This window comes from Streptomyces sp. NPDC050535 (assembly GCF_044457665.1).
Lineage (GTDB): Bacteria > Actinomycetota > Actinomycetes > Streptomycetales > Streptomycetaceae > Streptomyces.
On sequence record NZ_JBITHE010000042.1, the window covers coordinates 24,562 to 37,160 of the forward strand.

15 protein-coding genes and 2 pseudogenes are annotated in these 12,599 nt (G+C 67.1%); 10 read left to right on the forward strand and 7 right to left on the reverse strand.

The window, feature by feature from the left end:
- Nucleotides 1-84: 84 nt before the first annotated feature.
- Together ACIBLC_RS40555 and ACIBLC_RS40560 are read right to left on the reverse strand one after the other, a co-directional pair.
- Nucleotides 85-663 carry a DUF6624 domain-containing protein gene (locus ACIBLC_RS40555; RefSeq protein WP_399216518.1) on the reverse strand — a complete coding sequence of 193 codons (579 nt, stop codon included), beginning with the start codon at nt 661-663 and terminating at the stop codon, nt 85-87.
- Entirely contained in the window at nt 660-1,082 is a 423-nt protein-coding gene (locus tag ACIBLC_RS40560; RefSeq protein ID WP_399216519.1) for an ATP-binding protein, read from the reverse strand. Before ACIBLC_RS40560 ends, ACIBLC_RS40555 begins: the two co-directional genes overlap by 4 nt.
- 214 nt (nt 1,083-1,296) lie before the next feature.
- Here ACIBLC_RS40560 and ACIBLC_RS40565 point away from each other — a divergent pair, with 214 nt between their 5' ends.
- The 3 genes from ACIBLC_RS40565 to ACIBLC_RS40575 all read left to right on the forward strand — a co-directional run bounded on the left by ACIBLC_RS40565 (nt 1,297) and on the right by ACIBLC_RS40575 (nt 4,552).
- Nucleotides 1,297-2,697 (forward strand): helix-turn-helix domain-containing protein, encoded by a 1,401-nt coding sequence (locus ACIBLC_RS40565; protein ID WP_399216520.1) that lies wholly within the window; start codon nt 1,297-1,299, stop codon nt 2,695-2,697.
- Nucleotides 2,694-3,575, forward strand: coding sequence for a phosphotransferase family protein (locus tag ACIBLC_RS40570; RefSeq protein WP_399216521.1), 882 nt, complete (start codon nt 2,694-2,696; stop codon nt 3,573-3,575). Before ACIBLC_RS40565 ends, ACIBLC_RS40570 begins: the two co-directional genes overlap by 4 nt.
- Nucleotides 3,576-4,057: 482 nt before the next feature.
- A complete protein-coding gene (locus ACIBLC_RS40575; RefSeq protein WP_399216522.1) occupies nt 4,058-4,552 on the forward strand; it encodes a hypothetical protein in 495 nt (164 codons plus the stop codon).
- Nucleotides 4,553-4,559: 7 nt separating this feature from the next.
- On the opposite strand, the pseudogene ACIBLC_RS40580 reads toward ACIBLC_RS40575, so the two are convergent.
- Nucleotides 4,560-4,685: pseudogene (locus tag ACIBLC_RS40580) on the reverse strand (helix-turn-helix domain-containing protein); the annotation flags it as partial.
- 278 nt (nt 4,686-4,963) lie between these two features.
- Here ACIBLC_RS40580 and ACIBLC_RS40585 point away from each other — a divergent pair.
- Both ACIBLC_RS40585 and ACIBLC_RS40590 read left to right on the forward strand, forming a co-directional pair.
- On the forward strand, nt 4,964-5,185 hold the full coding sequence (locus ACIBLC_RS40585; protein ID WP_399216523.1) for a hypothetical protein: 222 nt from the start codon (nt 4,964-4,966) through the stop codon (nt 5,183-5,185).
- A gap of 8 nt (nt 5,186-5,193) precedes the next feature.
- Nucleotides 5,194-5,559 carry a fic family toxin-antitoxin system, toxin component gene (locus tag ACIBLC_RS40590; protein WP_399216524.1) on the forward strand — a complete coding sequence of 122 codons (366 nt, stop codon included), beginning with the start codon at nt 5,194-5,196 and terminating at the stop codon, nt 5,557-5,559.
- 288 nt (nt 5,560-5,847) lie between these two features.
- Here the strand turns inward: ACIBLC_RS40590 and ACIBLC_RS40595 are convergent, their stop codons facing one another.
- The 4 genes from ACIBLC_RS40595 to ACIBLC_RS40610 form a co-directional block, all read right to left on the reverse strand.
- Entirely contained in the window at nt 5,848-6,708 is an 861-nt protein-coding gene (locus tag ACIBLC_RS40595) for a hypothetical protein (RefSeq protein WP_399216525.1), read from the reverse strand.
- A gap of 144 nt (nt 6,709-6,852) precedes the next feature.
- Nucleotides 6,853-7,371 carry a hypothetical protein gene (locus tag ACIBLC_RS40600; RefSeq protein ID WP_399216526.1) on the reverse strand — a complete coding sequence of 173 codons (519 nt, stop codon included), beginning with the start codon at nt 7,369-7,371 and terminating at the stop codon, nt 6,853-6,855.
- A gap of 513 nt (nt 7,372-7,884) precedes the next feature.
- Nucleotides 7,885-8,268, reverse strand: a complete 384-nt coding sequence (locus tag ACIBLC_RS40605) for a hypothetical protein (protein ID WP_399216527.1) — start codon at nt 8,266-8,268, stop codon at nt 7,885-7,887.
- A gap of 89 nt (nt 8,269-8,357) precedes the next feature.
- A complete protein-coding gene (locus ACIBLC_RS40610) occupies nt 8,358-8,588 on the reverse strand; it encodes a hypothetical protein (protein ID WP_399216528.1) in 231 nt (76 codons plus the stop codon).
- Nucleotides 8,589-8,820: 232 nt separating this feature from the next.
- Between ACIBLC_RS40610 and ACIBLC_RS40615 the strand changes: the two genes are divergently transcribed.
- The 5 genes and pseudogenes from ACIBLC_RS40615 to ACIBLC_RS40635 all read left to right on the forward strand — a co-directional run.
- Nucleotides 8,821-9,687, forward strand: a complete 867-nt coding sequence (locus ACIBLC_RS40615) for a DUF5753 domain-containing protein (RefSeq protein WP_399216529.1) — start codon at nt 8,821-8,823, stop codon at nt 9,685-9,687.
- A 1-nt stretch (nt 9,688) separates the two neighbouring features.
- The gene (locus ACIBLC_RS40620; RefSeq protein WP_399216530.1) at nt 9,689-9,904 is read left to right on the forward strand and encodes a DUF397 domain-containing protein; all 216 of its coding nucleotides are present in this window, start codon (nt 9,689-9,691) and stop codon (nt 9,902-9,904) included.
- A 564-nt stretch (nt 9,905-10,468) separates the two neighbouring features.
- The gene (locus ACIBLC_RS40625; RefSeq protein ID WP_399216531.1) at nt 10,469-11,080 is read left to right on the forward strand and encodes a toxin-antitoxin system, toxin component family protein; all 612 of its coding nucleotides are present in this window, start codon (nt 10,469-10,471) and stop codon (nt 11,078-11,080) included.
- A 6-nt stretch (nt 11,081-11,086) separates the two neighbouring features.
- A complete protein-coding gene (locus ACIBLC_RS40630; RefSeq protein ID WP_399216532.1) occupies nt 11,087-12,304 on the forward strand; it encodes an MAB_1171c family putative transporter in 1,218 nt (405 codons plus the stop codon).
- A pseudogene (locus ACIBLC_RS40635) lies at nt 12,301-12,599 on the forward strand (pyridine nucleotide-disulfide oxidoreductase); the annotation flags it as partial. The gene ACIBLC_RS40630 and the pseudogene ACIBLC_RS40635, both read left to right, overlap by 4 nt.

Sequence of the window (12,599 nt, forward strand, 5' to 3'; positions counted from 1 at the left end):
GTCGGGCGGCAGTCGGCTTGTCCAGTTCTTGGGGGAGCCAGAAAGCCGATGACTGCAGCCCGACGGCCGATCAGGGGAGCCGCGTCAGAGACGCGGCCCGACCGGTTCGGACAGCACGGTGTCGTTTCTGGTCCGGGCGTCGTACTGGGCGTGTGCCTCTAGCCCTAGGGCCGCACGCCGCTCGTCGAGTCCTTCGAGGTCAGCTATCGGATACAGCACGAGCCCGTTGATACGGTGCTGGACGTACTGAGTTCCAAAACGCTGCGGCCGTCCGCGCTGAGCGCAGAGCCGGTCAGTCAGTAGCGCGTAGTGATCAGGATCGGCATCGCCGGCGAGCACGGCAGCTTCCAACAGACGCTGCGCTTCAGCCTGGAGTTCGATGTCCGGACAGTTGTGCGCGATGTGCCAGGCGACTCGCGCAGCGTCCTTGCCCACAAGCGTGTATCCCGGCCATCCGTGCTCCATCATGATCGTCCGCAAGATCTCTGCGCTGGCTGCCAACACTGCAGCCACAGCCTCCTCCGATGCCGGCGGAGGGCTCGTCGGCGCTTCGTGAAGGCGCCACTTGCACCGCAAGAGCTCAAGCCCCAAGTCGCCGCGTAGCGGCCTGTGAACAGCTCGAGTCAGGGGACGTGCGGTAGGCGGTGGGGCAGGAGTGGTCATGAGCGGTCTCCGGGAAACAGGGTGAGCCAGACGTCCTTGCCGCCGCCGGTGGCCGGAGTGACGCCGTACTCGTCGGCGCAGGCTGCAATGAGGCTGATCCCGCGCCCGTCCTCGGCGTCAAGTGGTGTGCAACCCAGCTGCGGAAGGGCCGGATCGGGGTCGTGGACGCATAGAAAAAGACCGTCTCCTGGAACGCGAGTGAGGATGAGCCGTGCGTTTGGAGCTAGGCCCTTCCTGCTGGGCGGAACGTGCTTCACCACGTTCGTGAGAAGTTCGGACGAGGCAAGAACGGTCCGCTCGACAAGCGGCTCAAGACCCCACAGACGGACGTGGGCACCCACGATGGTCCTCACGAGGCCGACCGCCCTCGCCGTCACGGCGAGGTCCATTTCAAGCTGTCCGGGGCTGCTACGCGTCATGGCGGAAACGCCCGTTACTGACGGGGTGGGCGGTGCTAGAAAGATAGTCATCTCTCAGATCCACTCTCGGTCTGCGAAACCTCTCCAACGAGGCCTGACAGCGGTGTGTACTGGTGTGGAACCGTTCAGCAACTATTCAGTCAGCAGGCGAGCTCCGCGTGCAGATCCGGATGCGGACAGCTGAGGAATCCGCATCGAGACCCAAGGAACCCTGATGCCGCAGCCCGAGAAGGAACTCACCCCCGATGCCTCCCCACAGGCGTGGTTCGGCGCCGAACTCCGTTACTGGAGAAAGAGGAACCCAGGGCTTCGAGCAGCACAGTTAGGGCCGCTGGTGCAGGTCAGCCCATCCGTCATCTCGAAAATCGAGAAGGGCGAGTATCGCTGTCACTGCGAGCTCGCCGAGCGCCTGGACGATGTCCTCAAGACGGGTGGAGTGCTCGTGAGGGCCTGGGGAATGGTCTTCGGCGATGCGGATAAAAAGCGAGGTGATGCGGATAACACTGGCTCCACACCAGCGGACGGAACCATTCAGGTCCGTCGCGGCCGCATGCTGGGCATAGACCCTTCCCCGCGCTCCGGGAGTCCTGAGTCTGTGGACCGACGCCAATTCCTTGCTGCTGGCAGCCTTGCCGCAATTGCTCCGATAGACCTTGCGAACATGGTCGCTCCCGCGGCACCGCCAGGACTTCCTAAAAAGATCACTCTGCGCGAGATCGAGCAGCTCCATCACGCTGCCGACGCACTCCACCTTGCGGACAACAGGCATGGCGGCGGAGGCCTGGTCAGCGTGATGGCCAGCCGCACCATGGAGTGGGCCGTACGCCTGCTCTCCGTCAGATGCCCCCAACAGCTGCAGAGTGCGTTTCTCTCCGCGATCGCACGGCTGGGCATCGTGGTCGGCGCCTCCCACTTCGACGCCTACGCTCACGACGACGCCCGGGTCGCCTTCAAGATCGCATCAGAATGTGCCACCGAAGCTGGCGATTGGCATTTGCGCGCGAAGACATACTCCTTCCTCGCCCGCCAGGCGATCTGGATCGACGACCCCGACACTGGCCTGACCTACGCCGACACCGGACTCGTACGCTCGGAACGACTTACGGCCACTGAGAGGGCGATGCTGCACAGCGCCCGTGCCCGCGCTTACGGGAGAATGCACGATGTGCCGGCCACCATCACCGCGGTGTGCCAGGCTGATGAAGCCTTTGCCCACTCCAACCCCGCGGAAGACCCGCCGTGGATGGCCTACTACGACGAAGCGCAGCACGCCGGAGACACGGCCCACGCCCTGTTTGAGATCGCCGTGCACATGGGCCAGGACCCAGGGCAGGCGGGACGACGCTTCGCGACAGCCGTCGCAGGCCACGGCGACAGCTTCCAGCGGTCACGTGCAATATCTCGGACCAAGTTGGCATCGCTCCTCATGGCGAAGAAGGGGGACCCACAGCAGGCCGTAGCGATCGGGCATCAGGCACTCGACGATTTCGGTCTACTCACTTCGCGTCGAGCTGCCGACGACCTCAGGGAACTCGGACGATTCTCAGCCCACCACCGAAGCATCGAGGCAGTTGTGGAACTGCGCCAGCGAATCAGGGGAACCCTGCAGATATGAGGATCTCGGCCACCCCCGCCCGTGCAGCAATGGAGGAAGCCTGCAACATCGCAGGCTTCAACTCCGCTGGAGCCGTACCCGTCCGTGTCGCCGAGAACGAGATCTGGCGCCTCCCCAGCCGCGTGATCGTGCGAATCGCGAGGCCGGGACAATGGGACGCCGCGGCCCGCGAGGTACGCGTGGCCGAGTGGCTGGCCGACAACCAGGTCCCTGCTGTTCGGCCACTACCAGTCAAGCAGCCCGTCGAAGCGGACGATCGTCCGGTGACCTTCTGGGAGGAACTTCCGGCGCACGAAACGGGATCAATCATGGACGTGGTGACGCTCCTCAAGCTGCTCCACGCACTGCCCATCCCCGATCTAGAGCTTGGCCGGCTGGATCCCTTCGTGCGGGTCGCTGAACGGATCGATGCCGCAACGTCTCTACCGGACGACGATCGCCGGTGGCTGCACCGGCACCTTACGGATCTTCAAGAACGGTGGCTGAAGCGTCCCGTGGGCCTGCCCGAGTGCGTTGTGCACGGCGACGCTTGGGTGGGGAACGCCGTACGAACGACCCTTGGCCCAATCCTGCTTGACCTCGAGCGAGTCTCTGTTGGTCCCCCTGAGTGGGATCTTGTCTCCACCGCAGTAAAGATGACCACAACCGGAGCCGTGTCCGAGGCCGAGTACGCACAGTTCTGTGCCACCTACGGCTCAGACGTGACTCGATGGGACGGCTACGAATTGCTCGCTGGGGCCCGCCAGTTGCGCATGACCAGCTACGCCGCCCAACACGCCGCATCACGGCCGGAGTGGCAGACTGAAGCGCAGTACCGGGTTGACTGCCTTCGTGGCCGTACAGCACCACCCCCGTGGGAGTGGAAGGGCATCCTGTAGCTCTATCTTTCGCTCGTCGATCCTGTTCGAGTCGCTGACCGCCTTGGTCCACCACGTTGGACGGCCTGTCGGGCGCTGCGAATTCCACGTTCCGACGGCACGTCACCGCGCGTGGTTGTCCTGGGCCGGCACCGACGTGTCTCCCTGTGGCGCTGTCCTTCGCGATCCTCCACATCCGCGGCGGGTCCCAGGGACTGGGCCTGGTGCTCGCGGCCGAGACGAGATCGCTACTGCTCATGCTGCTGATCGGCGGTGCGGTCGCCGATCAGGTCCTTCCCCTACGCGAGTGCTGGCCGCGTCGACGCGAGCTGAGCGGACGAGCAGTCGCAACAGCTGTTCTCGTTCCATGGCAGCGGTTCCGGTCTCCACCCCGCACGGGTCACTCTTGAGAACGCGCCGCGCGCTCATGCGCCCCTGGAATGCAACGCTGCGCTGACAGCGCGGCATTGTCAGCGTGGTGCTGCGCCGGGAGGGTAAGGCGTATGACGAACACTGACAAACCCGCTCGTTCGCCTCGACCGGTCCCGTACGTGATGGACCACGACCAGGCCCTGCTGCTCGCCCGGCTCTCCGAGGACTACGTTCACGCGCTGCCCGAGATCCGCGATCGTGCGCCGCAGGCGTCGGTGGCCGTGCTGCTGCACGCGGTCCACGCCCACCAGGCGCAGCGTGTGTTCGCCTGTGACGCGCGCTGGCGGGAGACTGCGGGCATCACGGAGGTGCCCGAGGACCGAGCAGAGGACGTCGCCGCCGCGCTCGCGCTGCTCCACGTCGCCCGCGCAGACCTTGAGGGCCTGGAGGGTACCCTGCTGCTGGCCGCCCGCACGGCCAGCACCCGCACGGGCAAGCCGCTGCTGACGTACAAGCAGATCGCCGCCGCGCTCGGCGTGGAGTCCGAACAGGCCGCCCAAGGCCGCTATCGCCGCAAGGTCGGCAACCTCAACGGCAGCGACTCCGGCGCCGACGGCACCCTTTAGGCAGCGGGCCGTACGAACGACCGGTGCCCTTAGCCAGGGTCCGGATGGCAGCACCGCTCTCGGACGCCTTCTTCAAATCGGCGGCAAGTTTGTCGCGCGCCGCGCCCGCGATCTTCGTCCCCCTACCCACCATGCCTCGTCTCCTTCAGTGCGTCCCGGAAGGTGATCCTCGCGCATCGGCGCGGGGCCCGCAGCGGATCTGGTGACGAGCATCTACAGGGTGCCGTCGACGCCGGAAGACGTGGGTTCAGCCCGCCGGCCTTGCGGCAGTAGCGGTCCTGGGCGGCCTTCTCGGACTCGACGTCGAGTCCGGCAGCGAACCTCTCGGCCGCCCCACCTCATGAAGCCAGGCCGATGGACCACTCCGCGCATCCCTCCCCGCCGAGGACAGGGTCGGGCTACCGTGGGGGGATGGCGAAGGAGATCCGAATCAAAGTTGACGATGAGACGTTCGAGGAACTGCGCCGTCGCGCCGCCGATGACCATGAAGACCCAGGTCAGTATGCGAGCCGGCGGCTGACCGACGACCTCGCGCGAACCCGGTTCCTCGAGGGAGCCAAGGCTTTCGTCGAGGAGCACGGGCAGGCCTTCGCCGAACGCTTCGGGACCGGCGCCAGCAGCCACGCCGCCTGATGCCGCCCGTGGTGGTCATTGATGAGCGATGGCTGCTGGATATCGCGCAGAACCTTGTCCCTGGCGACCCCGATGTCACCGACTACGGGGCGCTGGCTGCCGCCGTGGCCCGCCACCGGCACGAGGTCATGGGGACCCTGGTCTACCCGGCTGCACGTCACCGGGCTGCCGCGATCCTGCACGCTCTCGCACGGCTTCCTGCCCTTGAGCATTCGAACGAACTCTTCGCCGCCCAGGCCGCCTACGCCTATCTCCACGCCAGCGGCATCCAGGTCAAGGTCGGCAGCCAGGAAGCGATCACGCTGGTCGCCGACGTCGTCGAAGGGCGCCGCGACATCCGTCAGGTCGCCGAGGCGCTGAAGAGCTGGGGCTGATGTGCCCGGCCGTCCGAAGAGGCACCACTTCGTGACCAGTTCCTGCTGCGCCGATCCGTCCGTGCCGCCGGGCGAGGTTCAAGGCGATCACGGTGAACACGAGGTCGCGATGGGCCTTGGCTGTCTGGCCAAAGCGGTCTCCGACAGTGGAGGGGTGGGGCCCGGCGCGAGGGCGGTTCGACGTCCTCACAGGGGGGAGAACGCCGGTCCGGCATCCCCGCGCCGGGCCGGGTCCCGCGCCTGGTAACGGGGGGTACCTGGCGCGGGACGTTCAAGACCGGCCTTTGGTCAGTGGCCGGCGGGACGGGCTAGCCAGGGAGGGGGCAGAGGGCTGCTGAAACGCCGCGGCCAGAATCCCGGCACGCCGGTCTCCGACGTCAGGGGTACAAGGTCGGGCCGGGTCCAGACCCTGTTGAACGCGTGGAGGCCCATGCTGTCGATGATCTGTGCCACCTCGGCGACACCTTGGGTGAAATGGGCCTTTTGGGGGCTGCGGTCGCGCATCTTGGCCAGCTCGCGGTAGTGCTCGGAAGCGAGCGGGCTGGTCTCGTCGGTCGTGACGGGCTCATCGAAGATCTTCGTGGTGATCTCCCGGTCCGCCCAGTACGCGTGCCCCTCCAACAGGAGGCTGTAGGCCCGGTCCGCGGTATCGCGCAGCCTGGGGAAGAACGTTTCCCGCATCGCCCACACCTGACCGTCACTGGCCGCGTACTGCGCCAGGTGTGTCGTCTCGTGCGCCAGGGCCTTGCACAGGACACGGTCGTCGTCGAAGACGCCCGCATGCTTGAGCGCGTCGGGGAGGATCACCACCTCGGGCTTGCCCGCCGTGAAGTCGTAGGCCTGGCCGAGCATCAAAGGCCAGCACATCTGGAAAGCGCCGATTATGGCCTTCTGCTTGAGCTGGGCCTCGGGAATCAGCTCGACGGGAACGCCGAGCTGCTCGACTTCCTCGGCCAGTCGTTCCACCAAGCGGTTCTGGTGCGCGCGTAGCCAGCTGTCGACCGTCATCGTGCGAATGACCACCTCGTCGGGCAGGGCCAGCCCGGTGATGACGCCGACGAGGGGGACGGTTGCGGCGGCCGCTGCTTCGAGCCGCGGCACCAACGAGTCGAATGTGCTGTCTGCCTCATGACGGACAGTGATCTTCATGCGGTTGCGGTCCTTACGGAAAGAGACGGGATGATGAATGTGAGGGCCCGCTCACGGCTCATGCGGATCTCTGCAGGAGCTGAGCGCGGGAGTGTGCGGCGGTACGGCGTTCGGCGAACACGCGTGTTGTCCGCGATCGGGGTCCTAGGGGCCACTGGTGAGGGGCCCGTTCGACCGCCGAAGGGTCGGGCTCGCAGTCATCAGAGCCAGGGCCACACAGGTGCATTCGGCGCCGGCCAGGTCCTCGCGCCCCAGGAACTCGGCGAACTCCCGTACATCCGCCGTGGTCTTTCCGGGGGCTGAGCAGGCGGCTGCGATGACGCTGACGGTCGCCTGATCGCCGTCGAGAGTCACGGTCACGGCAAACCGGTGCGCCTCCAGCAACGGCCCGCCCTTCCCCTCACGCCTGCCACCTACGGTGGCCGAGTGGCGGTCGACCGCGGCGGCGGTGAGGTCCCGGGCCAACGCCGCAAGCCGCTCGACCTGGGAGGCAGGCAGGCCCCACCAGGTGTAGGCGATGCGCGCGTGGCGGGCCGCCCGGTACACGACGTCGGGGCCGTGCAGATGCCAGGTGATGGACTCCTCGGCAGCCGGCGCGGTCGTCAGTCCCTGGGGCGGCACGTGCTGGAGATCCGGCCGCGCGGTATGCCCTGGGCTGCTCATCGCCCCGCCTCCGAGATACACCCGGCGCTCGGCGCCTTGCCGTGACGAGTTGTCAGCCGGTGCAGGGCCTCTCTCAGATACACGGGAGAGACCAGGTGATGACTGCCGTCAGGCGGAGAGATCCACTGGTGAAAGGTCCGCCAGGAGGTTTGAGGCCCGTCGGCAACGGGACGCACGGTGCTGACCCAATGGCCCGCGCCCTGGGCCTCTGTGCCGTCCTCGCCCTCCTCCTTCCACCACGTCGCCGTACCGGGGGGAACGAAAATGTACAGGCGTGTCGGGACCGCTAAGAGCGGTGCGCCTTCAGGGAGTTGGTCATGCCGGACAAGGTCATCGACGACGTCCAGACCGAGGCTCTGCGGCAGGCGCACCGTGTCCCACAGACGGCCTGCGGGCAGCATCGAAACCCCCTGACGGTCCCACTCGGCCCATACCTGGGCCGGGTCGGGGTGGCAGCGGGTCAGCCATTCCGCGCCGCTCTCGTCTCGTCGCATCACGTGCTCGTCTCTCTCGTCAGATCGTGGGTGGGCTCTCGTCGAGCCACGGGGCGGCCCGCCGCACAAGCACCGTGGCAACCGCCTCGGCGAGCGCATCGGCATCGGTCGTCGTCACGGCGGCGGCGGGCGGCGCGGTCCATACGCGGCCATCTGCGCCGCGCCCGCTGACGCTGGTCACCTCGGGCGACGGGCAGCACATCACCGCATCCGCCACACACACCGTGTAAGGCAGCGCGGGCCACGTGGCCGCTGTCCCGGGCGGGACCAGCATTTCGACGCACCGTCGGCGGACGTTGCACAAGACGGCCCCACGGGAAAGACGGCGGTCCCGGAGGACCGCCAGGACATCAGCGCTGATCAGGAAATGGATGCGCAGGACGTCGACACCCTCGATACGCACCGCCCCGGCATGGCCGCTCCGCCACGCCCACAACAGACGGGGACCAGGGGGAGAGCCGGGCCTCCACCGTTCGAGGCCGGCCCCGGGGATCACTGCGGCCCCTCGGTGTCCATGTGGCCGGGGCATACCCGCACAGGCCAGGCCAGATGGCCGCCCGTGCCGGTGGTGTAGGCGAATCCGCCTGGCCGGAGCTGGTCATCGGTCCTCGAACTTCGGGCGCATCGGCGGCCGTTCAGCTGTTGTCCCTGTTCGGGAGTCAGCCGCACCAGGTCGAGCACCCGGGCCCGCACGTCGGCCGCCGCCTGCCACGTCGTGGACATGTCCGCGCACCCCTCTCGGTCAGCTCAGCGCCATGCGCTCACTACATCCCGTGATGCAATCCCGTTTAGAGTCCCTCATGCAATCCCATGAGACAAGCCCAAACGGGAATCAGCCGCTCACGAGGGAACTACCGGAACGGGGTGATGGGGCATGCCTAACGGCCCGTCGCGCGATGAGGCAGACTTGCACCGAGCAAACCCACGACGACAGCGCAGACGGGGAGGGCAGCGGGTGAGCGATCCAAGCGGACCGACCGTTCGACGACGGCGCCTCGGTGGCGAGCTGCGTCGACTGCGCGAGCGCGCAGGCTTCGACCAAGCCGCGGCCGCCGCCCATCTGGAATGCTCCACGTCCAAGATCAGCCGCGTGGAGACGGGCCAGGGCCTGGCGAAAGTGATCGAGATCCGCAGCCTGCTGGATCTCTACCAGGTCACTGAAGACGCTGAGCGCGCCGTGATCCTCACCCTCCACAAGACCGCCGGTGAAGTCGGCTGGTGGGAACAGGCCGAGTACGAGGAAGTCCTCCCCAGCGGCCTGGGCGTGTACGTAGGGCTGGAGTTCGACGCACGGTCGGTGCAGACCTGGGAACTCGGCTACGTCCCCGGCCTCCTCCAGACCGCGGAGTACGCGCGGGCAGTCCTGGAATCCGTACCGCGTCGCGCACCGGATGAGGTCGACCGCCTCGTACAGGTCCGGATGCTGCGTCAGAAGCGGCTCGCACAGGCGAGTGACCCGCTGGAACTGTGGGCCGTCATCGACGATGCGGTACTGCGCCGGCCGATCGGCGGCCAGGCCGTACGACGCGCACAGCTCAAGGCGCTCGCGGACTCCGCAGCTCAGCAGAACATCACCGTGCAGGTCTACCCCTCGACCATCAAAGACGTGCACCCCGGGCTCCGAGGCAGTTTCTCGCTACTCGATTTCGGCCCTGCGGACCCCCGCATCGGCTACGTGGATTCCCCCTCCGGGAACGCCTTCCTGGAGAAAGACAAACAAGTGCGCACGCTCGTCGACACGTACGACCGCCTACGGGCGGGCGCACTCGACCCCGAGGAGTCCGCGGCGCTCCTGTACAACCTCGCCGCAGAGGAGAACTGACATGACCCACCCCATCCCGCCCCAGTGCAACCCGCAGGAACTCGCCTGGTGGAAGGCTTCCTACAGCTCCGAGCAGGGCGCATGCGTAGAAGTCGCGCACGCACCGGAGGGCTGGATGGCCGTTCGGGACTCCAAAGAACCCGACAAGGGCCTGACCATGGTCACCGGCACCGCCTGGAACACGTTCATCATGAGCATCACCTCACCGACCGTCTGACCACCCACGCAACGCCGAAGGGCCGCCCTGACGGGCGGCCCTTCGGCGCGTGTGCAGCCGAACCGCTACCGGGAAGTGCACACGATGGCAGATCCGAGCGACGTCCCCCGTCTCCCGACCGGCCATTCCTGGCGTGCTCACGCCAAGCTCGTCCTATGGTTTGTGAGTTTTTCAGTTGATTTGCGTTCAGTGATGCTTTCAGGGCGTCTGGTCGATTTGCCCACGTCGTAACGGGTGGCGGATCGCTGGTTCCTGGCGCAAGGGGACGGTATGAGGAGGCAGTTCGCCGAGGTGCCGGTTTCGGACTCTTGCTCTGGGCGGCCTGCTTAGACGATCATTCAAAACTCATGGTTCGGGTCGCCTCGGCGCCGTAGTGTCGGCGACAGCGTGACAAGTTGATGAGTCAACTGCCGGGAGCCCGCGAGTGGATGCGCCGTTACTCAAGTTCACGTCAGGGTGTGGAGTTGTGACGCGCTCACTGCGCAGCAGACGAGTGACCCCGCATATACCGGACGCTCTCTCAGTTCTGCTCGGCAGTGTGCCGAGCAGCGGTGAGGGGGACCGATGAGCTGGGCCCACGGTCTGGGCAGACTTCTGGCGGCGCTGGGGCCGGACAATGCCCCCTCCGAGATGCGGTGTCTGGCGGCGGAGCTGAAACGAGTTCTGGGGCAGCGGATCGGTACAACTCCGGTCGGCGTCCGGCAGCTGGCGGAAGCGCTGTGCGAGGAGATGAGCCGCCGCCGCGCCGAGCGCCCCATACAGCTCCGCTTCGAGCGGATTCCCGACGAGTTCGAGGTCACCGGTCTGTGGATCGAGTTCCACGACTTCGACCTCGTGGTCATTGAAGAGCGTGCCGAGGAGGTGCAGCAACTCGTCATCCTCGGTCACGAGTTGTGGCACATACAGCAGGGACACCGACATCGCCGCGTCAACGCAACGGCTGCCGCGGTACGCACTCTCGCGGACGGCACTGGCTGGCCGGAGATCGCCCTTACGGTGGCCGCCAGAAGCGGTTCCCACGCTGCCGACGAGGCAGAAGCGGAGGAATTCGGCATGCGTCTGGCGAGTGCCTTCCGCAGGCGTCTGGACCCCCGCAGCGGCCCGGAGCGGACTCCCCTCGACCCGGTCGGGCGGGCCATCCAGGCATCACTGGGCTATCGCGGACCGCAGGACTGACATCTGATGAGCACCTTCTCTCTCGACGGCCTCTACATCGCCTTCTGGGTGCCGGCGCTGGTCCTGACCGCCGCGCTGGTGATCAAACTGCCCAGCATCGTGAAGCTCTGGAAAGACCCGCTTCTCAGATCTGTGGGTGGTCTCCTCGTCCTGGCCTGCGCCATCTTCGTCTTCGCGGCGCCGCCGACCATCGCCTGGACCAACCGCGCCTTCGGCGTACCGAACATCTCAGCCCCGCTGGTCTACAGCCTCCTCACCACGTACTGCGGGTCCTGTCTGCTCCTGGTCGCCGCCTGGAGGAACGGCATATCCGACCGGTCAGCGGTCACCCGCCGTGCCATGCGGGGGGTCCTCCTCGCCTACTCAGGCGTGATCGTCGCGATGTGGGTGCTGTTCGCGCTCGCCGACGTCCACGAGGAGCGGCTCCGCGACCTCGACACGTACTACGCCAACACCGCCTTCATACGCGAAATGATCGTGCTCTATCTCCTCGCGCACGCCGTGGCCGGTCTGATCACCGCCAAACTGATCTGGAACTGGGTGCGTACCGGCGGGCTCGACGCATGGCTGCGCGCCGGTCTGACGTGCCTGGGCGTGGGCAACGCAACGAACCTGATTTTCGACAGTGCGAAACTCTCGGCCGTCGCCGCCCGCTGGAACGGCCACGACCTGGACTGGCTGAGCACCGAACTCGCCCCGCCCGTCGCCTCTGTCGCCGCCATTCTGATCGCGGTGGGCTTCGTCCTGCCCCACGTCGGCCAGTACCTGTACCGCCGATCACGTATCTGGCTGAGCCACTGGCACCTGCGCCCTCTGTACGGGCTGATGCGCACCGTCAGCGGCGACCGCGTCCCGTTCAGACTGCGTTCCGCCGCCGAACTGCGGCTGACGCGCCGCGAGACGTTCATCAGGGACGCGCTGCTGCGACTTGGCCGGTACGTCGACGAGGACCTGGCCCTGCGCGCGTACGACGCCGCGCGGCACCTGGGATACGAGTCCGGCGGGGCGACGTCGCTCGCCCACGTGGTGACGATCCACGGTGCCATCGAGACCCGACGACGCCTTCGCGAGGAGGGCACCCCCGGGCCGTCCGACAGCCCGGACATGGAAGACCTGCTGGAGGGGATCGAGGACGTGTCCCGGGCTCTCCGCCACACCGAAGACATCCGGGCGGTCCGCGAGCGCGCGGCCGCCGCAGCAGCAGAGAAAGTGCCCCCCATATGAATGCCGGCCCCACCAGCAGTGCTCCCTCCACCGCGCGGGCTGTGAGGTCCGCGGTCGTCCTCGGCGGCAGTCTCGCCGGCATGCTCGCGGCCCGCGCGCTCACCGAGTCCGCGGACGTCGTCACGATCGTCGAGCGCGACGCGCTGCCCGAGGGGCCCGAGCGCCGCAAGAGCCTGCCCCAGGCGCCGCACGTCCATCTGCTGTGGTCCGGCGGCGCGCGGGCGATCGAGGACCTCCTCCCCGGCTTCACCGGACGGCTCGCCGAGGCGGGGGCGCACCGGCTGGCGCTCACGAC

Bases quoted from the DNA above. Each gene is read 5' to 3' on its own strand.
- ACIBLC_RS40600 (WP_399216526.1), bottom strand. From the start codon at position 7,371: ATGAGCAGCCCAGGGCATACCGCGCGGCCGGATCTCCAGCACGTGCCG.
- ACIBLC_RS40555 (WP_399216518.1), bottom strand. From the start codon at position 663: ATGACCACTCCTGCCCCACCGCCTACCGCACGTCCCCTGACTCGAGCT.
- ACIBLC_RS40630 (WP_399216532.1), top strand. From the start codon at position 11,087: ATGAGCACCTTCTCTCTCGACGGCCTCTACATCGCCTTCTGGGTGCCG.
- ACIBLC_RS40625 (WP_399216531.1), top strand. From the start codon at position 10,469: ATGAGCTGGGCCCACGGTCTGGGCAGACTTCTGGCGGCGCTGGGGCCG.
- ACIBLC_RS40585 (WP_399216523.1), top strand. From the start codon at position 4,964: ATGGCGAAGGAGATCCGAATCAAAGTTGACGATGAGACGTTCGAGGAA.
- ACIBLC_RS40565 (WP_399216520.1), top strand. From the start codon at position 1,297: ATGCCGCAGCCCGAGAAGGAACTCACCCCCGATGCCTCCCCACAGGCG.
- ACIBLC_RS40560 (WP_399216519.1), bottom strand. From the start codon at position 1,082: ATGACGCGTAGCAGCCCCGGACAGCTTGAAATGGACCTCGCCGTGACG.
- ACIBLC_RS40620 (WP_399216530.1), top strand. From the start codon at position 9,689: ATGACCCACCCCATCCCGCCCCAGTGCAACCCGCAGGAACTCGCCTGG.
- ACIBLC_RS40570 (WP_399216521.1), top strand. From the start codon at position 2,694: ATGAGGATCTCGGCCACCCCCGCCCGTGCAGCAATGGAGGAAGCCTGC.
- ACIBLC_RS40595 (WP_399216525.1), bottom strand. From the start codon at position 6,708: ATGAAGATCACTGTCCGTCATGAGGCAGACAGCACATTCGACTCGTTG.
- ACIBLC_RS40575 (WP_399216522.1), top strand. From the start codon at position 4,058: ATGACGAACACTGACAAACCCGCTCGTTCGCCTCGACCGGTCCCGTAC.
- ACIBLC_RS40610 (WP_399216528.1), bottom strand. From the start codon at position 8,588: ATGTCCACGACGTGGCAGGCGGCGGCCGACGTGCGGGCCCGGGTGCTC.